This is a genomic window from Pseudomonas sp. ANT_J28, assembly GCF_008370005.1.
Taxonomy (GTDB): domain Bacteria; phylum Pseudomonadota; class Gammaproteobacteria; order Pseudomonadales; family Pseudomonadaceae; genus Aquipseudomonas; species Aquipseudomonas frigoris.
Genome location: NZ_VOBM01000032.1, coordinates 13867 through 40042 on the forward strand (window position 1 = coordinate 13867; position 26176 = coordinate 40042).

Sequence of the window (26176 nt, forward strand, 5' to 3'; positions counted from 1 at the left end):
TTGCCCGGGATTCGGGAGCGTGCACATAACCCCTGTGGGAGCGGGCTTGCTCGCGAATGCGGTGTGTCATTCAACATTGATACCGACTGGCACGCCCTCTTCGCGAGCAAGTCGAATCGTCGCACCGCCGCTCCCACATTAGTGGATTTGTGTGTTGCCTGACGATTCGCAGAGAAGAGTAAAAACCGCTATCGTCGCCGCCATTCGAAACGAGGCGAGCATGGGCTATCTACTTTTTGTCACGCTGATTCAGGCGTTTTCCTTCAGCTTGATCGGCGAATACCTGGCCGGTCATGTCGACAGTTACTTTGCGGTGCTGGTGCGAGTGGTACTGGCGGGGCTGGTGTTCATTCCGTTGACCCGCTGGCGTTCGGTTGAACCGGCGTTCATGCGCGGCATGCTGCTGATCGGCGCGTTGCAATTCGGGGTGACTTACGTCTGCCTGTACCTGAGCTTTCGGGTGCTGACAGTGCCGGAGGTGTTGCTGTTCACCATCCTCACGCCGCTGCACGTGACTTTGATCGAAGATGCGCTGAACCGACGCTTCAATCCGTGGGCGTTGGTGGCGGCACTGGTGGCGGTGATGGGCGCGGCGGTGATTCGCTATGACCGGATCAACCCGGATTTCTTCATGGGTTTCCTGCTGCTGCAACTGGCCAACTTCACCTACGCCGCGGGGCAGGTGCTTTATAAGCATCTGGTGGCGCGTCATCCGAGCGATCTGCCGCATTACCGGCGCTTTGGTTACTTCTACCTGGGGGCATTGGCGGTGGCGTTGCCGGCGTTTCTGTTGTTCGGCAAACAGAACTTTTTGCCCGAAGCACCGCTGCAATGGGGCGTGCTGGTGTTCCTCGGCCTGGTCTCGACTGCGCTCGGGTTGTACTGGTGGAACAAAGGCGCGTGCCTGGTGAATGGCGGGACGCTCGCGGTGATGAACAACCTGCATGTGCCGGTGGGGTTGTTGATCAATCTGCTGATCTGGAATCAGCATGAAGCGCTGGGACGGTTGTTGCTGGGTGGGGCGGTGATTTTGATGGCGGTGTGGATCAGTCGGTTGGGCGTCAGGCGAGAAGTACTGCCGTTGCGGGAACGGCCATGACGGACCTGATCGACGCCATCGAGCAGATCTACAAGCCCGCAGGCATGACATTAACGGATGAAGCTCGGTGCGAGGAGGAGAGTGCCGACTACGGCGCCTGTCGCTTTGGCCTCGATGGCCAGGCGATGGTCTTCCGCGTAGCGAAAACCACGCCGACCAAGATTGGCCAATTCGTCACGCTATGGAAGCGGCCAACGCCTGCCAGCGAGATTGCACCGCTCGACACCGGCGATGGCGTCGCCTTTGTGGTGGTGAGCGTTGCTGATGAAACCTATCGCGGGCAGTTTGTATTTGACCAGAAGATACTCGCCGCCAAGGGTGTCATGTCGATTGATGGCGAAGGTGGCAAGCGGGCGATTCGTGTCTATCCGCCATGGTCCAGACCCGTCGCCAAACAAGCGGTGAAGACGCAGCAATGGCAGCTCAAATACTTCCTTGCGCTTGACCAAAGCGGTGATGCCGATCCCGTGCAGGTGCGCCGGCTCTTTGGGAAATAGACCCTAAACCCCTGCTGGAGTGAGGTGTTACATGACGTGTTTTTCAGTCTCGGGAATATGGCTTGCGCCTAGCATGGCCGGGAGCAACCCGGCCCTTAGATCTCCGCCACTTGGCTGCTGATAAAGGCTCAAGCCGAACTCCGGCAACACCGCGAGCAAGTAGTCGAAAATATCCCCCTGAATCCGCTCGTAATCGGCCCACACGGTGGTGCGGGTGAAGCAGTAGATCTCCAGCGGAATGCCCTGAGCGGTGGTCTGCATCTGGCGGACCATGCAGGTCATGTTCGGCTGGATTTCCGGGTGACTCTTCAAATACGCCAGCGCATAGGCACGGAAAGTCCCGATATTGGTCATCCGCCGACGGTTGGCCGACATCGCCGCCACATTGCCCTGGGCTTCGTTCCAGGCCTTGAGTTCGGCCTGTTTGCGGCTGATGTAGTCGGTCAGCAGGTGCACCTGTGACAGCTTCAGCTCTTCGTCATCACGGATGAATCGCACGCCGCTGGCGTCGATGAAAAGGCTGCGCTTGATCCGTCGTCCACCGGATTGCTGCATGCCGCGCCAGTTCTTGAACGACTCGGACATCAGGCGCCAGGTTGGAATCGAAACGATGGTTTTGTCGAAGTTCTGCACCTTGACCGTGTGCAGCGTGATGTCGACCACGTCACCGTCGGCGCCGACTTGCGGCATCTCGATCCAGTCGCCGACCCGCAGCATGTCGTTGCTGGTCAGCTGCACGCTGGCGACGAACGACAGCAGGGTGTCTTTGTAGACCAACAGAATCACCGCCGACATGGCGCCCAGACCCGACAGCAGCAACAGCGGCGAGCGGTCGATCAGCGTGGCGACAATGATGATTGCGCCAAGCACGTACAAAACCATTTTCGTCAGCTGCACATAGCCTTTGATCGAGCGGGTACGGGCGTGTTCGGTGCGCGCGTAGATGTCGAGCAGGGCGCTGAGCAGGGCACTGACCGCCAACAGCAGGAACAGAATGGTGAATGCCAGCGCGACGTTTCCGAGGAAGATCAGACTGGTCTTGCCCAACTCCGGCACCAGGTGCAAGCCGAACTGGATCACCAGCGAGGGGGTGATCTGCGCCAGACGATGAAAGACTTTGTTATGCCGAAAGTCGTTGATCCAGTGCAGTGCCGGCTGGCGACCGAGCATTTTGGTCGCATGCAGAATGAGGTAGCGCGCCACTCGTCCGAGGACCAGCGCAATCACCAGCAATAGCACCAATGCCAGGCTGGAATGCAGGAGCGGGTGCTGATCGAGCGCACCCCAAAGGTCTTGGACGTTGAGCCAGAGCTGTTTGATATCCATGGGCAAAAACGGTTCTTCTGTAGGACGCGACGGGGCGATTAGAGCATTTAAGACGCTTTGGATGACGTTTGAGGACAAAAGACGCAACAAAAAAACCACTGTTTAGCGCCGTTTGTATAAAGAAACTCGGCCTTAGCGCTCGAAACCGTTACCCTATGCAGCTGTTTTTTTGTATTTCTTCGAGGTAGCACCCGTGTTTTCCCAATTCGCCCTGCACGAACGCCTGCTCAAAGCCGTGGCCGAGCTTAAATTTGTCGAGCCAACGCCTGTGCAAGCAGCGGCTATTCCGCTGGCGCTCCAAGGGCGTGACCTGCGGGTGACAGCGCAAACCGGTAGCGGTAAAACCGCTGCCTTCGTTTTGCCGATCCTCAACCGTCTGATCGGCCCGGCGAAAGTCCGCGTCAGCATCAAGACCCTGATCCTGCTGCCGACCCGCGAGCTGGCCCAGCAGACCATCAAGGAAGTTGAGCGTTTCGCTCAGTTCACCTTCATTAAGTCCGGCCTGATCACCGGCGGTGAAGACTTCAAGGTCCAGGCCGCCATGCTGCGCAAGGTGCCGGACATCCTGATCGGTACGCCGGGCCGGATGATCGAGCAACTGAACGCCGGTAACCTCGACCTCAAGGAAGTCGAAGTACTGGTCCTCGACGAAGCCGACCGCATGCTCGACATGGGCTTTGCCGAAGACGTCCAGCGTCTGGTGGAAGAGTGCACCAACCGCCAGCAGACCATGCTGTTCTCTGCCACCACCGGTGGTTCGGGCCTGCGCGAGATGGTCGCCAAGGTGCTGAACAACCCTGAGCACCTGCAGCTCAACAACGTCAGCGATCTGAATGCGACCACCCGCCAGCAGATCATCACCGCTGACCACAACCAGCACAAAGAACAGATCGTGAACTGGCTGCTGGCCAACGAGACCTACCAGAAGGCCATCGTGTTCACCAACACCCGGGCCATGGCCGACCGTATCTACGGCCGCCTGGTGGCGCAGGAATACAAAGCGTTCGTCCTGCACGGTGACAAAGACCAGAAAGACCGCAAGCTGGCCATCGACCGTCTGAAGCAGGGCGGCGTGAAAATCCTGGTTGCCACCGACGTCGCCGCTCGCGGCCTCGACGTGGAAGGCCTGGACCTGGTGATCAACTTCGACATGCCGCGCAGCGGCGACGAATACGTTCACCGCATCGGTCGTACCGGTCGCGCCGGCAACGATGGCCTGGCCATCTCGCTGATCTGCCACGGCGACTGGAACCTGATGTCGAGCGTCGAGCGCTACCTCAAGCAGAGCTTCGAGCGCCGCACCATCAAGGAAGTCAAAGGCACCTACGGCGGACCGAAAAAGGTCAAGGCCTCGGGCAAAGCCGTTGGCGTGAAGAAGAAAAAGGTCGACGCCAAAGGCGACAAGAAGAAAACCGGCGCCAAGGCCCCGACCAAACGCAAGATCGCCAACCGCCCGAAGACCGACGCCCTGTCGCTGGTCAGCAAGGACGGTATGGCTCCGTTGAAGCGCCGCAAGCCGGAAGCGCCGGCTGCTGAATAAGCAGTTCTAGCGACCAATAAAAAACCGGACCAATGTCCGGTTTTTTTATGCCTGGGATTCCTGAGCCGGATCAACCCTCGGTTTTCTTCTCCGCTGATTCCAGCTCCTTCAATCGCTGATCGATCAACTGGCACTTATCCGGCAAATCCTTGCTCGCCGTCCCCAAATCCATTTTCTGTAACTCATCGTTGATCTCCTTGGCCTTGGCCGGATTTTGCTCGGTGAGCTTGGTGACTTCCTTGGCTAATTGTTCGCGTTTTTCAGTGGCTTCCTCGGGCGTGCAGGCCCAGACGGGGAGGGCGCAGGTGAGGGTGGCGGCGAGGGTGAGTTTCAGCAGGGTTTTCATTGGGGTGGCCTCGGTTCCGTGTCGGGCGGTTAATCGGTTGAGGCCGCGAGGTTGTGAAAGTTCACTCGTGATCAGCCGGTTTAGGTGGTGCCCCTCGTCGATTACGCCTTCTGGGTCCAACCATTTATTGACGCCAAAATAGTGGCCCTCTAATATCGCGCCACTATTGTGCTACCACTCTCCATTCGAGGGATCGAACATGTACCCACCCGCCCTCGTGGCGAGGTTGTGCCTGGCTTTGCTGTGCCTTTCTCCGCTAAATCTTGCTCACGCCGCCCCCACCCCCGGTGAAACCGATCTGATCCGCGAACGTCAGGATCGCCTGCTCGAAGAGCAGCGTCGGCGTCTCGAAGAGCTCAAGGAGTTACCCGGCAAGGAAGCCAAACCCACGCAACCGGCGGCCCCTGCCGACACGCGTTGCTTCCCGATCAAAGACATCGAACTCAAAGGCGCCGACAGTCTCTCCGAGAGCGAGAAAAATCGTCTGCTCAAGCCTTACATCGGCCAATGCCTGGGCGTCACTCAGCTCAACGAACTGCTGAAAGTCATCACCGACCATTACATCGAGAAAGGCCTGGTCACCAGCCGTGCCTACTTGCCGCAGCAGGATTTGTCCGGCGGGCATCTAAAGGTGCTGGTGGTCGAAGGCAAGCTCGAAGGTTTGAAAGGCGCGGAGGGCAGCAAGCTGTCGGACCGCGAGTTGGGCATGGCTTTTCCCGGCAAGACTGGCGAGTTGGTCAACCTGCGGGAAATCGAGCAACTGGTCGATCAGCTCAACCGTTTGCCATCGAATCAGGCGCAGATGGAGTTGGCGCCGGGCAAGAACGTCGGCGGCAGTGAAGTGCTGGTCAAGAACACCCCGCAAAAGCCGTGGCGTGCCGGGTTGTCCCGCAGCAACGACGGCCAGCGCAGCACCGGCGAGCAGCAGTGGGGCACGACATTTGATTGGGACAGCCCGCTGGGTTTGGCGGATCAGTTGATGTTGCGCGGCGGTCACGATGCGATGACCGATCACCAGCACACCTCCAACAACGCGATGATCAATTACAACCTGCCGTGGGGCTGGTGGAACTTCAACTACACCTACAGCCAGAGTGAGTACCGCTCGCAAGCTCAAGCTAACGGCTTCAACTTCAAGCAAACCGGTGATAGCCAAAACCATCAGTTGCGTGCCGAGCGAGTGATCCATCGCGATGCCGTCAGCAAGACCTCTCTCAACGCGGGTATCTCTTACCTGCGCACCAACAACTTCATCGAAGACAGCAAGCTCAAGCTGAGCAGTAACCGCATCAGCGAAATGCAGTACGGCATCAACCACGGTCGGCGGATTGGCAGTGCGTTCGTCAACCTCGATGTGGGGATGCAGGAAGGCATCGGCGCGTTCGATGCTCAGAGTAATGGCGATCCAGGCCCCGGCGAACCGAACGCGCGCTACCGCAAATACACCGCGACGGCGAGCTACCTGCAGCCGTTCAAGGTGTGGGGCGAGTCGTTCAGTTTCAGTAGCCTGATGACTGGCCAGCGCAGCGAAGATGTGCTGTTCAGCCCGCAGCGCACCAGCCTCGGCGGGCAATCGTCGATTCGCGGTTACAAGGATCAATCCTTGTCCGGCGACAGCGGCGGTTACTGGCGCAACGACCTGCGCTGGACCCGCCCGGTGACCCTGGAATGGATGCGCCCGGTGTTTGCCGAATACGGCACCAGCCTCGGCTACGACCAGGGCGTGATCCGTGGCGATCGCTACAACGGCGATCAACACGGACGCATGTCCAGCAACTCCGTGGAGCTGTTTGCTCGCGGTCAGCACCTCGCCGCCAGCGTGACCTTTGCTCATTCCCTGGAACGCCCGGACACCCTGACCGAGCGCGAAGCGCCGATCTATTTCCGCATGGATTTCTTTCTCTAATTTCGCCCCATCGAGACCTTCAACATGGACGTTCGCCAGTACGCTTTTCTCGCTCGTCAGCCTTCTGCTGCCGTGAAGTCCCGCGAACACTTCTGGGGCATGCCCAAGCGCGGGTTGGCGTTCCTGTTGGCCAACGTCATGTTCTGGCAGCCGATATGGGCCCAGGCCGACGGGATTGTGGTAGCCACGCCGGGCACCAGCCTCGGCCAGGCGGGCAACGGTGTGCCGATCGTCAATATCGCCACGCCAAATGGCACCGGGCTGTCGCATAACCAGTTCCACGATTACAACGTCGGCACCCAGGGTGTGATCCTCAACAACGTCGCCGCGCAGACCGGTGCGACACAACTGGGCGGCCTCATCGTCGGCAACCCCAACCTGACCAACCGGATCGCGGCGCAAACCATCCTCAACGAAGTCATCGGCGGCAGCCCCAGCCAGTTGCGCGGTTACACCGAAGTGGCGGGGCAGTCGGCCCGCGTGATCGTCGCCAACCCTTACGGCATCAGCTGCAACGGTTGCGGTTTCATCAACACCCCACGCGTGACGTTGACCACCGGCAAGCCGGTGCTGGATAACGGTAGACTGGATCGCTTTCAGGTGGATCAGGGCAGCGTGTCCATCGACGGCGCCGGGCTGAACGCCAACAACGTCGACAGCTTCGAAATCATTACCCGCAGCGCGAAGATCAATGCCGAGATTCAGGCGAAGAACCTGACGATTGTCGCCGGTCGCAACGACGTCAATGCGCAGAGCCTCAATGCCACCGCTCGCGCCGATGACGGCAGTGCCAAACCGCAATTGGCCATCGACTCGTCGGCGCTGGGCGGGATGTACGCCGGGGCGATCAAACTGGTTGGTACCGAGTCGGGTGTCGGGGTGAAACTCGACGGCAAACTGATCGCCAGTGGTGGTGATATTCAGCTCGATGCCAACGGCCACTTGAGTCTGGTCGACACCTCGGCGACTAACGGCGCAGTCAACGTCAAAGCCGCCAGCCTCGACGCTCGCGGTCCGGTCTATGCGGGCACGGCGCTAAACGTACAAACCCAAGGTAACCTGAGCAACCAGCAAACCCTCGCCGCCCGCGACAGCATCGTGCTGAGCGCCGGTGGTCAGTTGACCAACAGCGGCGTCATCGAGGCCGGGGTCAACGCCGACGGTAGCCGCAACGCCAACGGCGATGTGAGCCTCAGCGCGCAGAATCTCAACAACACCGGCAAAAGCCTGGTCGCCAGCCGCACTCTCACCATCAACACCGCACAGACCTTGAGCAACCAGGGCGGCACGCTGAGCGGGCAAAGCACCCACATCACCGCCGCAACCCTGGACAATCAAAACAACGGGCGAGTACTGAGCAACAGCACGTTGAACCTCAATGCCAATCAGGTGCTGAACTCGAAAGGCGTGATCAACAGCACCGGCAATTTCACTGGTAATGTCGGCCGATTGAGCAACAGCAGCGGCGAGCTGAGCAGCCTGGCTGATGTTGTCCTGAACTTAACCTCACTGGATAACGTCGCCGGCCTTGTGACAGCCGGTCGCCTGCTGGACATCACCGCCAGTGGTGGAATTAACAACGTCAGCGGCACCCTGGGGGCGAAACAAGCTCTGACAGTCCGCGCACAAAACCTCGACAACAGCCAACAAGGAAAGCTGAGCAGCGAAGGCCAACTGACCACCCGAGTCAGCGGTCTCCTGAACAACCAGAGCAAAGGGCTGATCCAGGCCAACGGCGCGATGGATGTGCAGGCCACACGACTGGACAACCGCGAAGGCAAGATTTCCGGCATCAGCACACTGACAGTCATTAGCAACAACGCAGACAACCGCAATGGCGTGATTCGTGCCGATCAGGCGGTGAAGCTGCTGATCACTGACTTGGACAACCGTGACAAAGGCCGGCTCGAAAGCAAGGCTGCACTGAGCCTGGACGGCAATAAACTGGACAACCGCAACGGTGGCCTGCTGACCGCCACCGGTCCGCTGACCCTCAAGGCCAAAGAAGTCGCCAACAATGGCGGCCGAATTTCCGGCAAGGGTGATATCGAAGCCAATATCGATACCTTGAGCCAGCAGGCTGGCGAACTGGTTGCCGAGGGCAATCTGAAGTTGACCGGCAAGACGCTGGACAACCGTAATGACGGCCTGGTCGCGTCGCTCAAATCGCTGACGGTTAACGTCGGTCAGATCGACAACCGTGGCGGTTTACTGTCCAGCCAGACCGACCTGCACATCAACGGTGCGAGCCTGAACAACAGCGACAACGGCAAAGTGCTCTCTGACACGACGCTGGCGCTCAAGGTCGATCAGATCATCAACCAGACCGCCGGGCTGATTTTCAGCAAAGGCGCGAACACGCTCAGTGGCGTCGGGCTCGACAACTCGGGCGGCAAGATCGTCAGCCAGAACAACCTCGCCTTGACCTTCGACGACATCAAGAACAACCAGCAAGGGTTGATCAGCAGCGAAGGCACACTGGTGCTCAACGGCGGCAGTCTGGACAACCGTCTGGGCAAGCTCTCGAGCCTCGAAGCCATGACACTCGACGTAGTGGCAGCCCTGCAAAACCAGGGTGGTTTGATCGCTTCGCAAAAAGGTCTGGTGCTGACCAGCGCCAGTCTCGATAACAGCGATAAAGGCATCATCAGCGCCAAGGCGGCATCGACCGTCACCACCGGCGAATTCAACAACAGCAAGGGCGGCAGTCTGGCGACTGACGGCACTCTCGACCTGACCGCCAAACACCTGGATAACTCGGCCGGGCAAATTGGCAGTCAGCAGCAGTTGAACGTCTAGGTCACGAGCCTGGATCAAGATGGCGGTGAGCTGTTCAGCAACAGCGACCTGACCCTCGACCTGAACAACGGCCTGCTGAACAACCAGCGTGGCAACCTCCACACACCAGGTCTGTTGCTGTTGAAAAACCTCAACGAGGTGAACAACAGCAACGGCGAAATCTCCGGTGCCAAGGCCTACAGCGTTATCGCGCAAAGCCTGAAAAACGACGGCGGCAAACTGCTGAGCAATGAAAAACTCACACTCGTCATCGACCGTGCACTGAGCAACATCCATGGCCTGATCAAGTCTGCCGGCCTCGCCAGTCGCAGTGCGAGCCTGAATAACAACAACGGTGAAATCCGTGGTCGTGGCGAGGTTGATCTGACGGTCACCGATGCCTTCGATAACCAGGCCGGTGTGGTCATCGCCGATGACGGCCTGACAGTGAAAGCCACCAGTCTCGATAACCGTCAGGAGGGTTTGGTGGGGGCGACAAAAGCGCTGAAACTGACCGTCGACAACCTCGATAACCGAAGCGGCGAGTTGTCGAGCAAGGCTGATGTGACACTGATCGGCCAACAACTCGACAACAGCGACGCCGGTTACATCCTGGCCGGTGGTAACCTGGCACTGACCGTGGACAAGGTTATCAACCGCAACAAAGGGCTGCTGTCCGGAGATACCGGGTTGACGCTGACCGGGCAAACCCTGGAAAACAGCGGTCGGCTGACCACGCTGAATAACCTCACGGTGAACCTCACTTCGGATCTGGACAACAATCAGGGCAGCCTCATCAGCGAGGGTAAATTGGCGATCAATGCCCAGAGCCTGAGCAACAACGGCGGCACGATTTCCAGCGCCAAGGCGCTCACAATCGATAGCAAAGGCGCGGTCAGCAACCAGGGCGGCAAACTGCTGACCGACACCAAACTGACCCTCACCAGTACCAGCCTGGATAACCAGCAAAAAGGTGCGATCAGCAGCAAAGGTGGAATGAGCATCACCACCGGCGCGCTCAATAACAGTCAGGCCAGTATTTACGCGGGCGACCGTCTGGAACTGAGCGCCGGCCAGGTCACCAACACCGGCGGCAGCATCGGCTCGGCCACCTCGCTGGTTGCCAGCGTCAGTGGCCTGGATCAGCAAGGCGGCAAGCTCTTCAGCAAGGGTGCCTTGAGTCTTGACCTGAGCGGCGGGGCCTTGAACAACCAGGACGGCTTCATTAACGCGCCCGGTCAATTGTTGCTGAAAAACCTCGCAGCTGTGAACAACCGCAATGGTGAAATCTCTAGCGAAGAGGCCTTCGAACTGGTCGCCAAACAGCTGGATAACAGCGATGGTCAGGTGCTCAGCAACCAAAAACTCACGCTGCGTATTGAGCAGGCGCTGACCTCGGTCAAAGGCAAAATTGCCGCCGCAGCATTGCAAGTTCGTGCCGCGAGCCTCGATACCAGCGCCGGCAAAATGCTCAGCGATGGCGACCTGCAAATCACCGTCGACGGTCTGCTGACCAACCAGAACCAGGGCCTGACCAGAGGCCTGATCAAAGCGACCGGGCAACTCACTCTCAACAGCAACGGCTTGAACAACCTGGGCGGTAACCTGTTCGGTGGCACCGGCATCAGTATCGATCTGGGCACCGTACCGGCCGACCTGAATAACCAGGACGGCCTGCTCAACACCAAAGGCGTGTTGAGCATCGCTCACTTGCGCGACCTGAATAATCAGAAAGGCGAAATCTCCAGCGTCCACAGCTTCAGCCTGAGCGGCAACCAACTGGATAACCGTGGCGGCAATCTGATCAGCAACGATCAGTTGACGCTCAACGCTGCCAGCCTGAACAACCAGGGCGGTCTGGTTTCCGGCTGGAACAAACTGGCCGTGACGGGCGGCAGTCTCGATAACAGTCAGGCAGGCGCAGTCTCCAGTCAGTTCGGTAATCTGGACATCAACCTCAGCGGCGCGTTGATCAATACCGGCAAGGGCGGTATGGGTGGCAACGGCAACGTGACCATCACCGCTGCCAGCCTCGACAACAGCAATGGCGTTGTCAGCAGTAATGGCAAGCAAACACTGACGATGACCCAAGGCCCGATCAATAACTCCGCGGGCGGCGTGATCGAAAGTGGCGACACCCTGGACATCAATGCGTCGAGCCTGAACAACAACGCCGGGAAAATCACTGGCAAAAAAGCCCTGACGTTCACGGGCACAAGCCTGGATAACAGCAACGGCAGCTTGGTCGGCAACGACAGCGTCACCCTCGACTTGCTCGGTGCGCTGACCAACACCAACGGTGCGCTCGGCAGCACCGGTCCGCTGGTGATCAAGCGTTCCAGCAGCATCGACAACCAAGGCGGCCAGTTGCTTAGTCAAAGCCTGTTAACTCTGTTGACCGGCGATTTGAACAATAGCCAGCACGGCACCGTTTCCGCCAATGGACAACTCGACCTCACCGCCACCGGCAGTGTTCGCAACAGTGCCGATGGTCTGATCTACAGCCGTGATGCCGGTGTTAATTTCAAAGCGGCCTCTCTCAACAATGCAGGCGGTGCGCTGCAAAGTCTGGGGGCAATGACCCTGGACGTGAAGGGCGGTGCTATCGACAACCAGGGCGGCAAGGTCATCGCCCAGAACGGTGAGCTGAACATCACCGCCGCCAGCCTCGACAGCCGCGCCGGTGTGCTGTCGAGCCTCAAAGGTTTGCTGCAGACCCGCCTGACGGGTGTGTTGCGCAACGGCCAGGGCGGCAAGATCGAAGGCAATCGCCTCGACCTTCAGGCCTTGGGCGGAATCTACAGCGACGGCGGACGCATCGCCGCCAATACCGGCAACATTCTGCTTAACGCTGGCAACGCTGCTATCGATAACAGCAACGGCGGGATTTACGCCAAAGGCCAGGTCAAGGTTATTGGCGGTGCGCTGAACAACAACGCCGGCAAGATCAGCGGCGATGGTATCGACGTCGTTCTCGATAGCAATCTCACCAACCGCGGCGGCCTGATTGAAAGCGCCGGCACCCTCGCAGTGCGTGCCGCCAGCCTCGATAACCAGACTGGCAAACTGCGTGCGCTAGGTATCAGCGGGAAAACCAACTTCCAGATCGGCAGCCTGTTCGATAACCGCAATGGTTTGCTGGAAACGGCCAACAATGACCTGACCCTCGCGACGCCGAGCTTCTTGAATGCGGGCGGTACCGTGACCCATGTCGGTGTGGGTGAGTTCGATATCTCGACGGCCAACGTCATGAACGCGGGCGGCACGATGGTGACCCGTGGCGGGCTGACGCTGAATGCCGATAGCTGGACCAACAGCAGTGTGATTCAGGCCGGGCGGTTGCGAGTTAACGTCAATAACTTGATACAAACCGCAGGCGGTCAGTTGCTGGGCTCTGACAGTTTCATCGGCAGCGGGGTTAATTGGTCCAACGAAGGCCTGCTGGCCAGTAACGGCACCTTCAGCCTCGACTTGAGCGGAGCATACGGCGGAAACGGACGGGTCAGCAGTGTCGGGAATCTGGGGCTTACGGCTTCGCAGATCGACTTGACCGCTGCGGCCAGTATCACTGGCGGCACCACCGCAACCGTTACCAGCCGTGGCAACCTGACCAACCTGGGACGACTCACATCGGCTGACAGCCTGACCGTCAACGCCGCCTCGCTGACCAACAGCGGCACCCTCGGTGGTGCCGGCAACTTGCGCATCAACAGCAACTCATTGCTCAATCAGAACGGGCTGATTTTCAGTGGTGGCGACATGGCCCTGCGCGTGGGGACGCTCACCAATCGCTACGCGGACATCTATGGCCTGGGCAACATCAGCATCGCCCGGGATGAAAGCAATGGCTGGAGCTCATCGATCAATAACATCTCGGGGACCATCGAAAGTGTCGGCGATATGACCTTGGCGGCCGATCACATCGAGAACCGCAAGGATGTGTTTCAGGTAACCGGTGGCGGGCTGGTTTCGGGTGCAATTGGGCTGCAGTGCTACTCATGTTCATCGTTTGATGGCTTTGCACCTCATTTCCCTGGATAACTGGTTTGGGTGGAAAACTACCAATCTCAGATCATTCAGGACTCGGCATCTGCCAGTTTGACAGCAGGTCGAAACTTTAGTGGTAACGGTCGAGAGCTACTGAATAACGCCTCCACTATCAGTGCAGGAAACGACCTGTCGTTAAATCTGCAGAACTTCACTAACCAGGGGGCGGCGGTTGGCGATTACAGCATAAGACGCTCGCTTGGTGGGGCGAAGGATTCCTTGCATCAGTGGCGGGCGATCATGGATTACAACGCTGCCAATGACCCGTCTTATGATCCGGGTCCCTCCGGGTATAGGGATGGACGTTTGATCAGTCCAAACTTGCGTGTATGGAACAGCGAAGGCGTTGAGTCTCTCGAGCGCATAGGGGGGCGTTCCAGTGGTGGTGAGGCGATTCGCTACATTAGGTTTGGGTCAATATGGGTGGAATATGAAGGGAGCTACGAGTTTACACGTCCACATTACAGTGATGGAGTCAGGAGCGAAGCCCCTGACTTTGTCAAAAACGCCGTCTTTTCTGAAAACACCATTACCTATAGCGGTCCGTCGTCTTACGCCAATGCAGTCGTCCAGGCCGGTGGCAAGGTTTACATCAACGCCACTCAGAACCTGACCAACAGTGTGGTTCGTGACGGTGTAGCCGTGGGAGCCGGCGCCTCTCGTCTGGGGGCTACGCAACTCGCCGGTCAAGTTACCCCAACCGTCATTAGCATTAATTCCCAGCTGCCACCGGACTTGGCCCAACAACAAGTCAACCCGCTGACGTTGCCTGGCTTCACCCTGCCAACGGTAGACAACGGCCTGTTCCGCCTTAGCGGTAAAGGCGGCACCGAGCAGACGATCCTACCCGGACAGAGCTGGACTATTGGTTCCGTTTCAGCCGGTAACACGCAGCGTTCGGACGGCATGCCTGTCAGGCAAGCCACCGAATTCCAGTTCGATAAGAACGACCCGGTCTCGGTCAAAAATCGCGAGCTGGCCCTGGCCAGTCGCCCGTCGGTGAATCTCAACGACAAGACCGCTCTGATCAACGTCAATGCTGCCGCCGGTGACGGTCCGGTCGGTGTGTTGTTGCCCAATCGCGGGAACATTTCCTTCGACGTGCCACGTGTGCAGGGACTGCCTGACACCAGCGTGCGCTCCAACCCGCACAAATACCTGATCGAAACCAACCCGGTACTGACCAACCTCAAGCAGTTCATGAGTTCGGACTATCTGTTGGCGAACCTCGGCTACAACCCGGACACCAGCGCCAAACGCCTGGGCGATGGTTTGTTTGAGCAACGCCTGGTCCAGCAGTCGATCGTCGCACGCACCGGCCAGCGTTTCCTCGACGGTCAGACCTCTGACGAAGCCATGTTCAAGTACCTGATGACCAACGCCATCGCCAGCAAGGACCAGTTGAACTTGTCCATGGGCGTAACTCTCACCGCACAGCAAGTTGCGGCGCTGACCCACGACATCGTCTGGCTCGAAGAGCATGTGGTGAACGGTGAAAAAGTCTTGGTGCCGGTGCTTTACCTGGCCCAGGCGAACAATCGTCTGGCACCCAATGGCGCATTGATCCAGGGCGGCGACGTCAAGCTGATCGCTGGCCAAGACCTGAACAACGCCGGCACCCTGCGCGCCACCAACAACCTTTCCGCCGAGGCCGGCAACGACCTCACAAACACCGGCTTGATCGAGGCAGGTGATCGCCTGACGCTGAAGGCGGGCAATAACATCGTCAATAAATCGGGCGGGATTATTTCCGGTCGCGACGTGACCTTGACGGCGACCAACGGCGATGTGATCAACCAGCGTGACGTGACCGGTGTTGATGTCCGTCGGGGTGGAAATCTGCTCCATCGCGATTATCTCGATAACGCGGCACGGATCGAGGCAGCCAACGATCTGAGTATCGATGCGGGGCGTGACATCAACAACATTGGTGGTGTGTTGCAGAGTGGGCGTGACCTCGATCTAAGTGCGACTCGCGACGTCAACATCACCTCAGTCCAGGATCGCAGCACTAATGCGCGTGGCAGCCATTTCCTCAACCAGACCATTACCCAGCATGCTGCTGAAGTGACGTCTGGCCGGGATCTGTCGATCAGCGCTGATCGTGACGTAGCCATTGTTGCCAGTCGCCTCGACGCCAAACGTGATATCGGGATCGATGCAGGCAACGACATCGTCATCACCTCTGCAGCCAACGAGAGTGATTACGTCTCGCGCAGCAAAAAGCGCGCGCAGGAAAGCCACAGCACTACTCAGCAGGCTTCCGTGCTGAACTCTGGTCGAGACATTGCCCTTAATGCCGGCAACGATTTGGGCATCATCGCCAGTCGGATCAAAGCTCAGGAAGACATCAGTCTCGACGCGGTGCAAGACATCACCGTCGCTTCGGCAAAAGACGAAAGTTCTTCCTACTACTACAGAAAGAAAACTGGCTCGTTCGGTCGCAGTAGCACCACTCAGAAAGAGAGCTACGACAGCACCAATGTGGCCTCGGTGATTGATGCCGGCCACGATCTGACCGTCAACAGCTCCAAAGATGAGGACGGCGCGGTCAGCCTCGATGGCGGGCGTAACGTCACCATCATCGGCAGTCAGTTGAAGGCCGGTAACGATTTGGTGGTGGGCGCGACCAACGACGTCGCCATCCTGTCTGCCACCGAAGAAACCGGTGACTACAGCAAGAAAACCAAAACCGGTCTGTTCGGCATGTCGAGCAGCGGCAAGAGTCAGCTGCAGACCACCGTCACCCAGATCGGTAGTGAACTGGATGCTGGCCACGATGCGGTCATTCTGGCGGGGCGCGATGTGCGGTTGAACGCCAGTGAAGTCAATGCCGAAAATGATGCCGAACTGCACGCCGGGCTGGTGGACAAAACCGGTGACATCACGCTGTCGTCCTCCGATGATCTGGCCTACAGCCGTGCCGAGGAGTACAAGAAAAAGCTGGGCCTGACACTCAAGGACGCTATTGGCTGGGCGGTCGGCACGCCAAGTTTCGGGGGTGACATTACTGTCAACTCGTCACACAAAGAGGGGCGCGAGGTCGTCAGTTCCAACAGTGTTGGCAGCCAGGTCAACGCCGGAAATGACGCGATTCTGAATGCGGCCCGTGACATCAATATCATCGGCAGCGGCATCAGCGCCGGTAACAACGCGAAGCTGGATGCCGGGCGTGATGTCAACGTCGTCGCCTCCACCGATCAACAGCGCAGCAACAGTTGGGAAACCGATAAAAGCACCGGCCTCAAGCAAAACGTCGACAACAACGGGTACACCACGTTTGTCGGCAATGAAACCATCAAGCACGGGGTCGACAGCAGCGGTTATACAGCAGCCGGCAGTTCCATCGATGCCGGGTTTAACCTCATCGTCAATGCCGGTCGGAATATCAATCAGCAGGGTTCTGACCTGCAAGCCGAAAACAACATCAAGCTCAAGGCCGGTCACAACATCAACATTGATGCGGCGGAAGAAGCCAGCATCGTCACCACCCGCGACAGCGTGAAACGTACCGGCTCGACCACCACCGTCGCTTACAACTATGGCAACACTGTTGATAGCCTCAAAGGCACTGGCAAAGGTGAGGATGGGGTCAGCAAGGGTTCCAGCGTTCTGAAGTCGGTCGATGCCCTTGATCAGTTCTTTAGCGGGCCCAAGTTTGATGGTCATCTTGGCTCATCCAGTACCAGCCAGACTCACACCCAGACATCGATAACCAATCGTCCATCCAGTCTGTCGGCCGGTGGCGACATCACGCTTGAAGCTGAAAATGATGTCAACGTGAAAGGCAGCCAGTTCGATGCCGGGCGCGATATCAATGTCTCGGGCCGCAACATCACCTTCGATGTGGCACACGGCGCCGAAAATAGCGAAGACAATCAGACCCAAAGCAAGGGCGGCATCAAGGGGGGCACTTCCGGCGGATTCAAACTGGGCGTCGGTATCAGTAATTCCGGTAACAAGGGCGAGTCGAGTCAAGGCACTTCTACGGCGACGCAACTCAATGCCGGTGGCAGCATCAATCTGGATGCGAAAAACGATCTGACGCTGGTCGCCACTCAGGTCACTGCCGAGCGGGATATCAAACTCAAGGCTGGCAACGACCTTAACGTGCTATCGGCGCAAAACGCTTACAGCAGTGAAAACGATCGTCGGAGTTGGGGGGCAGAGGGCGGCATCATCCTCGGTAAAGACGGGTTTGGTATCTATGGCTCCGCCAACATCGGCATTGGCGACCTCAACCGTGAGGGTGTGAAACAACAGGAAGCCTATCTGTACGCAGGCAACAAGCTGGAGTTTGAAAGTGGACGTGACACCAAGATCGCTGGCGCCACATTGCGTGGCGATGAAGTCATTGGTGATGTGGGTCGCAACCTCACAGTGAGCTCGTTGCCGGATACCGGCAAAGCACGTGGGCAGGAACTGGACCTGAGCATCACTGGTTCGTTTTACGGTGTCAGTGGTTCGGTCGGGTATGGCAAAACCACTGGCCAGACCAACTGGGTCGAAAACCAGACGGTGATCAGCGGTAAAAGCAAAGTCGATATCCGCACCGAAGGTCACACGCAGCTGGATGGCGCAGTACTGACCGCCGACAACGGCAATCTCAAGCTGGATACCGATACCCTGGGTTTCCGCAACATCACCGGCAAGGACAACGAGCACGGTTACTACCTGAATGTCAGTGGTAGCTACGGCGCGGAGGGTGGCTCCCAAGCCGACAAACCTAACAAAGGCATGGAAGCCCCGGATAAGAACAGTTGGGCGGTGGAGGGTTACAACTACACCAAGGATCGTGAGCAGACGCTGAACGCCACAGTGGGGGCGGGCGAGATTGTCGTGCGCCATGACAAGGCTACTGGGCAGGACTCAACGGCCGGGCTCAATCGCGATGTGAACAAGGCTTACGAAGTGACTCGGGATGAGGAGCATCGTACGGATCTGTATGCCAGCAGTTATTCGATTGATGCGGTCATGGATCCGGTAAAGACCGTCAATGACTGGAAGAACAACGTCGTTGATTTCCCCAAGAACCAGAAGGAGCAGGTCACCAAGCTTTTAACTGCCATTGACGACAAATGGTATGAAATCCAGGCGCAGCACGTGGATAACAGCGATGTGCCGAAAAACGTGTGGGACATGTTTGGCGACGAGCGTGCCCTTGCAATCACCAAGAATCTTGTGCGCGCAGGTGCCGATCCGAAAGCGCTTGAGTCACTGGATGAGAGTGTGCTGAAAGCACTGGGTGATTTTGCTAATCAAGCGGCGGCTTATGATGGACAACTGCATGTCCTCAACGACAACAAAAATACCACTGATAACACCCAGTCTGACTGGAAAAAGGGCGATGTAGTACAGCTCGGATGGACAGAAATTGATCCTCTCCCTCGCAACGCAGGCGAGGCCATGCTCAACCCGCTCATAAAGGCTTTGGAAACTGCCGGCAAGCTCCCGGTAGAACAAATTCAGGCCATTTCGCTGTCTCTTCAGGCGATCATGGGACCATTGAAATTTGCGGTCAGCTTGGCAGCCCATGCGGCGATCGACCTGACGATTGGGGAACAATACCAGCAGAAGAAAGAGGAAGCGGCAATCAAGCTGGCGGCCGCGCTGACCGACCGTACTCTGAAGTACATGGAGGAAGAACACAGCGAGGCTAAATCGAATGCCGACAGCGTTCTGAAAGGCGATCCGTACGTTGTTGCTGTCGAATTTCTGATTGATGCTGTGGTGGGTGAGTTCAAGACGCTGGGGATTAAGGCTGGCGGTAGGATCATTCAGGTTGCAGAGAAAAGGGATCCAAATGACGTCCTGGGTGGCGCGCACAGGGATACGACCAAACCTCGAAACGACGGTTTAGATTCTCACCACTGTCCTGCACAGGGTTGCTATAAGGGCGCTCCGATCAGTAGTCGGAACGGCCCGGCGGTCAAGATGGATCCGGCAGATCACGAGTTGACTGCAAGCTACGGTCGCAGTGCAGAAGCCAAAGCCTACAGGGCAAAACAGAAGGAGTTGCTTGAGGAAGGCAGGCTGATGGATGCTATTCAGATGGACGTGGATGACATCAGAAGTAAATTTGGTCATAAATATGACGAAGGCATCAAGCAAATGTTGGACTATGCCTCCAAGCTAAATCCAAGCGACTTTAGGAGGTAGGGAATGGATTTTACGTATTTTAAATCCGGTGCGGTCGGCCCCTTGAATGGAACATTGTCTAGGCCGCAGGCTCGTAGAGTTTTGGGTGGCGGGTTCAAAGAGTTCAAAAAAACGACAGCAGCATTGAACACGACCGACGCTTTTAATCTTCATCATCTGCATGTTTACTACGATGTAAATGATGTGGTGAAAGGGGTTGAGTTTTTCCGGGGAAGCAAGTTTACCTGGAAAGGACATTTGCTGGTGGGAGAGGAATCTTCTAAGGTGCTGGACTTGTTTCGTCGAGAGGGAATACACCCAGCTATTGATGACGACGGTTTCGATGTTGAAAAATTAGGTATGAGTTTTTATGTGCCTGATATTGACGAAGTAGAGGGTGCGGTGATTGAAACTTTATATATTAACTTTCGCCCAGAGGAGTAGAGCTCTAAGTTGTAGCAGTGTAAGGACGAAATTTGGTGGAGTTCCAGTTTGTTGGTAGCCGCTGTGAGCAGCATAGCTACGATATAACGCAGCCTCAGGAACGCATTCCCGTGACGAGCGTGCCCTCAATGTAAAAGGGAAGATTTATTTGGTTTGGTTGAGATAAACAAGTACAGATCACATTTTCCTGAGGGGCAGTGGCTCTTCGATTTAAACATGGTTGATCACTCACCAGAATGGTCCCGGAGGGGTATGAATAATGAGCGAAGACGATATTTATCTGCAACTCGGGCAGATTTTGCTGGACACATCCCCCGCGACGGCTATGAAGGTCATAGTCGAGGCGGAGCTATCTCCAGAGAACGATCATTGCCAGCTTCTATTTGATTATGTGGACGAGGAAGGTAAACAGGACTGGTTTAGCCCCGTCAGCGCTCAAGTGGATTCAGAATTATTTGATTGTCTTGTAAAACTTCGAAAAATCTATATTCAGAACGGAATGACGGGTGGGTGTCCGATCTGGAGTGGCTGCGTAATTGCATTGGATGTTGCTGTCAGTAAGTTGGCGGTTGAATTTAAATATGATTAGCTTGGGCCGGGACATAAAGGAGGCGGATATATTTGTTTGGGATGGAGTATGGAGAAAGCCTTTATTCGTCCTTTGATTCGTGTATTCCAAAAATTGAGCAGGCATTAAAAACGGACGACCCACAGGTCGCCCATTTTCATTCACTCCGCAGCCTGCGCCCGCAACCGTCTGCTAATCACATCCATCAAATCACAGCCATCGCGCAATGGTATGGCCAGCAGTTTAGAAAAGTCAGATAGCACAACCGTGTCGCAACCAATCTCGGCACGAAAGGCGATGTTCTCCAGCGCCTGAGTGACAGTGCGGATGCGGTAATCCGCCATGGCTTGCAGGACGTCGAGCGGCGCTTGGGTGTCGATGAGCAGTGATGCCGGGATCAGGTCGATTCCGGTGAGGGGCATGTATCTATCCATAGGTGGAGTCTCTCGTAATTAAAAAGGACTCTCTATGATCAGGTCGCCAAACCCGGTCGCCTTTTGGGCGACGGTTTGACTATAAGGATCAGCCTCCCAGCGGTACAGAGCCCCAGTTCTGAATTTGATGTAGGGGAAAATGTCCTGGTGCGGTCGGACAGTCGCTTGGCAAATTGCTGATGACTAAGTACTGCCGACATCTGTGGGAGCGAGCTTGTTCCGGGCGGCGATCCAACGATAGCGGTGTATCAGTCGATATCAGTGTTGAATGTTTGTCAGTCATCGTCGGATCGCCGCCCGGAGCAAGCTCGCTCCCACAGTTGATTTGCGGTGTTTGGGATAGGGTGTTCGGCAGATGCTCTACCCCCCATGGCAGCAGCCGGCTGGCGCCTCGTCGTCATACCGATCATGAAGCCTTACCCACTCCATGATTTCCTCTTCATTACGCCCCTTGGGCGTCAGGTCCAAGTAGTTGTAAGCCCCAACCAACATGTCCAGGCCTCGGGCATAGGTGGAATAGGTGTGGAAGATTTCACCGGCCTCGTTGCGATAAAACACGCTGAGACCGGGGAGCTCTTCTTCGGCGCCGTCAGTTTTTTTGTAGTTGTAGGTGGCTTTACCAGCAGTGACGTCTTCTGCTCGGGCCGAGACGCCGAAGTCGTAATTGAAGTCGCAGCCTTCTGACGACACCCAATCGAATTTCCAGCCCATGCGCCGTTTAAAAGCCTGGAATTCGGCGAACGGTGCGTGGGAAACCGCCACCACGGCGACGTCATGATGGGCCAGGTGTTGGTTGGCGCCGTCGATGTGGTCGGACAGGAACGAGCAGCCGGAGCAGCCTTCGTCCCAGCCTTTGCCAAACATGAAGTGGTAAATGACCAACTGGCTACGGCCGCCGAACAGGTCAGCCAGTTTCAGTTCGCCGTTCGGGCCCTGGAAACGGTAGTCGTTGTCGATTTTCACCCAGGGCAGGGCGCGGCGTTCGGCGCTGAGTTTGTCTCGTTCTTTGGTGAAGGCTTTTTCGTGGGCCAGGTGATGCTTGCGGGCGGCGAGCCATTCTTCTCGGGAGACGACGGGATGATTCTGAATGTTCATTGGGTTTCTCCTGCGGGGTGCTGGGAGGTGACTTACACAGCCTAGTCGTTTGGCCTACGCCCAATTCGACATGCCGCCGGTCGGTACAGGCAAAAACCTCGGCTGAACGGCTACGAGCCGCGCCGGTCACACCCTATGAAGGCCATCTCACTCGCGGGCACTGGAGGTTGAATCAGGATGACGACTTATAACTGGGATTTGATTGAACGCTTGCTGCACGAGGTGCAGAACAGCGCCGGCCATAGCTTCACGCCACGGCCCTACGCTGAGCAGTACGCGGCGGAAAAAGCGGCGGAGGGCGAGGAGATTGAGAACCTGGATCACCTGAAAGCGGTGGCCGGTGAGTATGAAAAGTTACTGTTGGCGCGCGGCTATATTGAGCCTCGGCCTGAGGAGCAGGGTGGCAACGGTTCGAACTACATTTTGACGCCGCGTGGCTCGAGTTTGTTGAGCCTGATCGACAGCAGTATTCCGGGCAATGACCATCCGCGGCAGGTGTTGGATGAGCAGGAAGATGCGCTGGATGAGGTGACGTTTGATGAGGTGGCGTCGAAGGCGCAGATTGCCTGAAAACGCGCAAATCCAATGTGGGAGCGGGCTTGCTCGCGAAAGCGGTGTGACAGTTAACTTATCGTTGCCTGACACACTGCATTCGCGAGCAAGCCCGCTCCCACATTGGATTTGCGTAGCACTTAGCTCTGTTTTGCTGCCTTCAGACACTTCAAATCACTGAAATCCTTCCTCACCCCTTCTATTTTCTTCAGCAATCGCTGGCGCTGTTCCGGCGTGCTTTCGGCCATCAAGTCCACAAATAACGCCCGTGCCTGGGCTTCGGTGCTGGCGTAGGCCTGGCGATAAGCGGGCGTCCACAAGCTCTCTCGATTCACCAGAAGCGTCTCGATGCGCTGTGGGAATTCTGGACTCTGGCGCTGCGCAACCGCCGCGCTGAACTGCTTCTGCCAGTGGACGCGGTTGGCGATCCATTGCGTATTCTGGTCACCCAAAGCATTGGACCACGCGACAACGCGTAGATGCTGGGTTGCGCTGAGCGGGCCGAGCCAGTCGTTCAGGCGTTTTTCCATACGCTGGCTGCGCGCCTTGATCTGTTGATCGAGAGGCGGTTTGAGATATTGCTCCTGGCGTTTGCGCTGGTCCTTGGCGAAGGCGTCGTTCATTTCCGCGACTTGCTTGTCATCCAGCCCCTGTAACAACTCAATGGCCGACGGGGTGATTTCCCGGGCGGTTTGGGTGATGGCGGCTTTGGCTTCCTGGACGCGGGTTTGCAGCGCAGCGTCTGTGACCTGGTTGGTCTCGACCATGACCTGCAGGCGATCCAGCCAATCGAGGTAGCCCGGCAGTTGCGTGGTGCAGTGCCAGCTCAGGTGTTCCTTGAGGCGCGAGTTGAGCCAGCCTTTCTGCTCGCCGTGCATGTCCAGGTAGTCGCTGAGCGTCCACGGGATGATCACGTCGAGGTTGCGATAGGCCAGGCCCACGCGGCTGCACGCACCGAGGGCGAGACTGAGGGTGATAACGATGGCGAGACACTTCAACCAGCGCGACATGGGCGAATCCTTTGCGAAGGCCTGGCTTTTTTAATGGGCTTCTCTATGTGAACGCAGGATGAGCCTCGCAGTTCAGCCGATCAGTAAAAGGCGCGTTCGGCCTTGAGAGTGACCAACCCGTCGCATTGGCTGTTGTGCCCGGAATAGGCGGAGCAGCTGTTGCCGCTCAGGCTGGAGTCACTGTAGATCAGGTCCAGGTCGACGCCCATGAACGGACGGGAAAGTTGCACGGACCAGTCGGTGAAACTGCCTACATACCCACCGTCGACGGACACCGGCGTGTTGAGCTGGTGGGTGGTGTATTTCATGCTGATCCCGATGCCGAACGGTTGATTGCCACCGAGGTCGGCGAATACGGTGCTGTTCTGTTTGTCCGGGTCGTTGCTGAAGGCTGCGCCGAAACGGCTGCCCAGAAAGGTCAGACCACCGAAAAGCTCCTGGCTGTCGAGGGTGTCTACTTTCGGATAGCTGTATCGGATCATGCCGACTTCGTACCCGAGGGTATTGTCGAAAGGCTGTTTGAACCCCATGTAGGAATCGACTTCAAGGTTGGCCCCTGACGTTAAACCCATGCTCGGTGCCCATTGGCCCACGTAAAAACCGCTGTCGTGACTCAGGTCGAGACCACCGTGGAACGAGCCGGTGCTGGAAGGTTTGACCAGCCCTTGGGCCATGCTGCGGCTGGGGGTGGTGCCGAGTTTGAGATCGAAGTCGCCCAGTTCACGCTGAAAGATTTGCGCATTGGCGACCGAACACGACAGCAGGGTGCCGAGCAATAAATAGGAGGGTTTGAGCATGCGTCACTCCATGACAGCGAGGTGCAGGCACTGAAAACCTACTGAAACGCTTGATCTAGACGTGTGTAAGCATACCGGCGAATCGAGGGCCGTTCGTCGATTTTTGAAATATTGGTTTGTTTGTGGGGGTGTTGCGAGGAGGGTTCCAGTCCAAGCGCTTCGAAGCTCAAAGCGCTTAGGGACCAGGTGACGCGGCGGATCTTGGGGAAGTTACTTCTTGCCCAGAGTGATCTGCTTGGACGGGCCGAACGTCTGGCCGCTGACGCCTTTGGCAATTTGCTGGATCTCTCCGCCGGACTTGAGGAACGCAGCAATCTGGTTGTTGATCGATTCGCTGGTTTCAACGGCTGGAGCTGGCTTTGCTTTGCTGTTGGATGCTTTTACACGCATGGCGGCCATTAACCTATAGAAAATTAACTTGGCCAGGCATCGTACAGGAAATACTTGACAATTGCTTGGTAAATATCCCCCCGAAATACACAGGGAAGATGAAGAATTAATCACAAGTTATTATTCTGAATAGGCCTCTAAGCTGCTGTTTTAACTAAGAACGATCGTGAAAAATTACGGTTTTCTGCCTGGTGCGTAGGCGCGCAAATCGCCAGAACGGCCTGACGAGCGGCCAGGCGCGTGCGGTAAAACCCAGGAAAATTAAGCCCTTCAGAGGATTTTCTTGCGCCACCGGGCTGGCCAGCGAACGCGGCCCGCAAAACCGGGTAGAATGCCGCCCACGCAATGAGGGTATTGGAAATGGCTTTAGTCGGGCGCTACAACAGTTTGCAAGTGGTTAAACACACTAATTTCGGTTTATATCTGGACGGTGGCGCGGATGGCGAAATCCTCCTGCCTAATCGTTATATTCCCAAAGATATTCCCAGCGAAGATGAAGACTGGCTCAACGTTTTTATTTATCTGGACAGCGATGACAAACTCATCGCAACTACCGAAAAGCCGAAAGTTCAGGTCGGTGAGTTCGCCAGTTTAAAAGTCGTTGAAGTCAATAGCATCGGTGTTTTCCTGGATTGGGGCTTGCCGAAGGATCTGTTGCTGCCGTACTCCGAAGAAAAGCGCCAGATGACCGCCGGCGAGTATGTCGTGGTGCACGTCTACCTCGACAAGCACACCCGCCGCATCACCGCGACCGCGCGTCTGGACCGCTACCTCGACAAGACCCCGGGCAACTACACCCCTGGCCAGGAAGTTGATTTGCTGGTTGCCGAAGCCACCGATATGGGCTTCAAGGCGATTATCAACAACAAGCATTGGGGGCTGATCCACAAGAACGAAATCTTCAAGTTCATGCGCGCCGGTAAAGAAGAGAAGGGCTTTATCAAAGAAGTCCGTGCCGACGGCAAGATCAGCCTGAGCCTGCAACCGGTCGGCGAAGAAGCCGCCACCAGCCTGAACTCGAAGATTCTCGCCAAGTTGCGCGACAACAATGGCAGCCTGCCGGTCAGTGACAAGAGCGACCCGACGGTGATCAGCAGTATGTTTGGCGTGAGCAAAGGTAACTTCAAAAAGGCCATTGGTGCGTTGTACAAGAACGGCCAGATCGTCATTCATGCCGATCGCATTGAACTAAGCTGACCTCGCGCCGGC

17 protein-coding genes and 1 pseudogene are annotated in these 26176 nt (G+C 57.0%); 11 read left to right on the plus strand and 7 right to left on the minus strand.

Features of this window, described 5'->3' with window-relative positions:
• The first annotated feature begins 220 nt into the window (after nt 1-220).
• Together FQ187_RS21010 and FQ187_RS21015 are read left to right on the plus strand one after the other, a co-directional pair.
• Nucleotides 221-1099: a carboxylate/amino acid/amine transporter gene (locus FQ187_RS21010; protein WP_149630932.1), complete on the plus strand. Its 879-nt coding sequence runs from the start codon at nt 221-223 to the stop codon at nt 1097-1099.
• Complete coding sequence (locus FQ187_RS21015; protein WP_149630933.1) at nt 1096-1596, plus strand: MepB family protein; 501 nt, start codon at nt 1096-1098, stop codon at nt 1594-1596. Before FQ187_RS21010 ends, FQ187_RS21015 begins: the two co-directional genes overlap by 4 nt.
• A 27-nt stretch (nt 1597-1623) precedes the next feature.
• On the opposite strand, the gene FQ187_RS21020 is transcribed toward FQ187_RS21015, so the two are convergent.
• Nucleotides 1624-2922, minus strand: a complete 1299-nt coding sequence (locus FQ187_RS21020) for a mechanosensitive ion channel family protein (RefSeq protein ID WP_149630934.1) — start codon at nt 2920-2922, stop codon at nt 1624-1626.
• 193 nt (nt 2923-3115) lie between these two features.
• Between FQ187_RS21020 and FQ187_RS21025 the strand changes: the two genes are divergently transcribed.
• Nucleotides 3116-4462, plus strand: coding sequence for a DEAD/DEAH box helicase (locus FQ187_RS21025; protein WP_008153197.1), 1347 nt, complete (start codon nt 3116-3118; stop codon nt 4460-4462).
• Nucleotides 4463-4532: 70 nt separating this feature from the next.
• Here FQ187_RS21025 and FQ187_RS21030 read toward each other — a convergent pair whose 3' ends face one another.
• Nucleotides 4533-4808: a hypothetical protein gene (locus FQ187_RS21030; RefSeq protein ID WP_149630935.1), complete on the minus strand. Its 276-nt coding sequence runs from the start codon at nt 4806-4808 to the stop codon at nt 4533-4535.
• A gap of 199 nt (nt 4809-5007) precedes the next feature.
• Here FQ187_RS21030 and FQ187_RS21035 point away from each other — a divergent pair, with 199 nt between their 5' ends.
• The 6 genes and pseudogenes from FQ187_RS21035 (at nt 5008) to FQ187_RS21050 (ending at nt 20710) form a co-directional block, all read left to right on the plus strand.
• Nucleotides 5008-6714 carry a ShlB/FhaC/HecB family hemolysin secretion/activation protein gene (locus FQ187_RS21035; protein WP_149630936.1) on the plus strand — a complete coding sequence of 569 codons (1707 nt, stop codon included), beginning with the start codon at nt 5008-5010 and terminating at the stop codon, nt 6712-6714.
• A 24-nt stretch (nt 6715-6738) separates the two neighbouring features.
• Complete coding sequence (locus tag FQ187_RS30500) at nt 6739-9513, plus strand: filamentous hemagglutinin N-terminal domain-containing protein (RefSeq protein WP_256667389.1); 2775 nt, start codon at nt 6739-6741, stop codon at nt 9511-9513.
• 120 nt (nt 9514-9633) lie between these two features.
• A complete protein-coding gene (locus FQ187_RS30505) occupies nt 9634-13533 on the plus strand; it encodes a hypothetical protein (RefSeq protein ID WP_256667390.1) in 3900 nt (1299 codons plus the stop codon).
• A 705-nt stretch (nt 13534-14238) separates the two neighbouring features.
• Nucleotides 14239-19698: pseudogene (locus FQ187_RS30510) on the plus strand (hemagglutinin repeat-containing protein); the annotation flags it as partial.
• A gap of 3 nt (nt 19699-19701) precedes the next feature.
• Nucleotides 19702-20121: a hypothetical protein gene (locus FQ187_RS21045; protein ID WP_149630937.1), complete on the plus strand. Its 420-nt coding sequence runs from the start codon at nt 19702-19704 to the stop codon at nt 20119-20121.
• Nucleotides 20122-20380: 259 nt separating this feature from the next.
• Nucleotides 20381-20710, plus strand: a complete 330-nt coding sequence (locus FQ187_RS21050; protein WP_149630938.1) for a hypothetical protein — start codon at nt 20381-20383, stop codon at nt 20708-20710.
• A gap of 140 nt (nt 20711-20850) precedes the next feature.
• On the opposite strand, the gene FQ187_RS21055 is transcribed toward FQ187_RS21050, so the two are convergent.
• Both FQ187_RS21055 and FQ187_RS21060 read right to left on the minus strand, forming a co-directional pair.
• Nucleotides 20851-21123, minus strand: coding sequence for a hypothetical protein (locus tag FQ187_RS21055; RefSeq protein WP_149630939.1), 273 nt, complete (start codon nt 21121-21123; stop codon nt 20851-20853).
• Nucleotides 21124-21483: 360 nt separating this feature from the next.
• Nucleotides 21484-22218, minus strand: a complete 735-nt coding sequence (locus FQ187_RS21060) for a thioredoxin family protein (RefSeq protein WP_149630940.1) — start codon at nt 22216-22218, stop codon at nt 21484-21486.
• Nucleotides 22219-22395: 177 nt separating this feature from the next.
• Between FQ187_RS21060 and FQ187_RS21065 the strand changes: the two genes are divergently transcribed.
• Nucleotides 22396-22788, plus strand: coding sequence for a transcriptional regulator (locus FQ187_RS21065; protein WP_149630941.1), 393 nt, complete (start codon nt 22396-22398; stop codon nt 22786-22788).
• Nucleotides 22789-22910: 122 nt separating this feature from the next.
• On the opposite strand, the gene FQ187_RS21075 is transcribed toward FQ187_RS21065, so the two are convergent.
• From FQ187_RS21075 to FQ187_RS21085, 3 genes are all read right to left on the minus strand, one after another.
• Entirely contained in the window at nt 22911-23780 is an 870-nt protein-coding gene (locus tag FQ187_RS21075; protein WP_149630943.1) for a DUF6279 family lipoprotein, read from the minus strand.
• 80 nt (nt 23781-23860) lie between these two features.
• Nucleotides 23861-24577: a TorF family putative porin gene (locus FQ187_RS21080; protein ID WP_149630944.1), complete on the minus strand. Its 717-nt coding sequence runs from the start codon at nt 24575-24577 to the stop codon at nt 23861-23863.
• Nucleotides 24578-24787: 210 nt separating this feature from the next.
• Nucleotides 24788-24976, minus strand: a complete 189-nt coding sequence (locus tag FQ187_RS21085) for a hypothetical protein (RefSeq protein WP_017337097.1) — start codon at nt 24974-24976, stop codon at nt 24788-24790.
• A gap of 351 nt (nt 24977-25327) precedes the next feature.
• On the opposite strand from FQ187_RS21085, the gene FQ187_RS21090 reads away from it, so the two are divergent.
• Nucleotides 25328-26164: a S1 RNA-binding domain-containing protein gene (locus tag FQ187_RS21090; RefSeq protein WP_149630945.1), complete on the plus strand. Its 837-nt coding sequence runs from the start codon at nt 25328-25330 to the stop codon at nt 26162-26164.
• Nucleotides 26165-26176: the final 12 nt, after the last annotated feature.

Bases quoted from the DNA above. Each gene is read 5' to 3' on its own strand.
- FQ187_RS21085 (WP_017337097.1), bottom strand. From the start codon at position 24,976: ATGGCCGCCATGCGTGTAAAAGCATCCAACAGCAAAGCAAAGCCAGCT.
- FQ187_RS21015 (WP_149630933.1), top strand. From the start codon at position 1,096: ATGACGGACCTGATCGACGCCATCGAGCAGATCTACAAGCCCGCAGGC.
- FQ187_RS21010 (WP_149630932.1), top strand. From the start codon at position 221: ATGGGCTATCTACTTTTTGTCACGCTGATTCAGGCGTTTTCCTTCAGC.
- FQ187_RS21045 (WP_149630937.1), top strand. From the start codon at position 19,702: ATGGATTTTACGTATTTTAAATCCGGTGCGGTCGGCCCCTTGAATGGA.
- FQ187_RS21030 (WP_149630935.1), bottom strand. From the start codon at position 4,808: ATGAAAACCCTGCTGAAACTCACCCTCGCCGCCACCCTCACCTGCGCC.
- FQ187_RS21050 (WP_149630938.1), top strand. From the start codon at position 20,381: ATGAGCGAAGACGATATTTATCTGCAACTCGGGCAGATTTTGCTGGAC.
- FQ187_RS21020 (WP_149630934.1), bottom strand. From the start codon at position 2,922: ATGGATATCAAACAGCTCTGGCTCAACGTCCAAGACCTTTGGGGTGCG.
- FQ187_RS21055 (WP_149630939.1), bottom strand. From the start codon at position 21,123: ATGGATAGATACATGCCCCTCACCGGAATCGACCTGATCCCGGCATCA.
- FQ187_RS21075 (WP_149630943.1), bottom strand. From the start codon at position 23,780: ATGTCGCGCTGGTTGAAGTGTCTCGCCATCGTTATCACCCTCAGTCTC.
- FQ187_RS21090 (WP_149630945.1), top strand. From the start codon at position 25,328: ATGGCTTTAGTCGGGCGCTACAACAGTTTGCAAGTGGTTAAACACACT.
- FQ187_RS30500 (WP_256667389.1), top strand. From the start codon at position 6,739: ATGGACGTTCGCCAGTACGCTTTTCTCGCTCGTCAGCCTTCTGCTGCC.
- FQ187_RS21080 (WP_149630944.1), bottom strand. From the start codon at position 24,577: ATGCTCAAACCCTCCTATTTATTGCTCGGCACCCTGCTGTCGTGTTCG.
- FQ187_RS21065 (WP_149630941.1), top strand. From the start codon at position 22,396: ATGACGACTTATAACTGGGATTTGATTGAACGCTTGCTGCACGAGGTG.
- FQ187_RS21060 (WP_149630940.1), bottom strand. From the start codon at position 22,218: ATGAACATTCAGAATCATCCCGTCGTCTCCCGAGAAGAATGGCTCGCC.
- FQ187_RS21035 (WP_149630936.1), top strand. From the start codon at position 5,008: ATGTACCCACCCGCCCTCGTGGCGAGGTTGTGCCTGGCTTTGCTGTGC.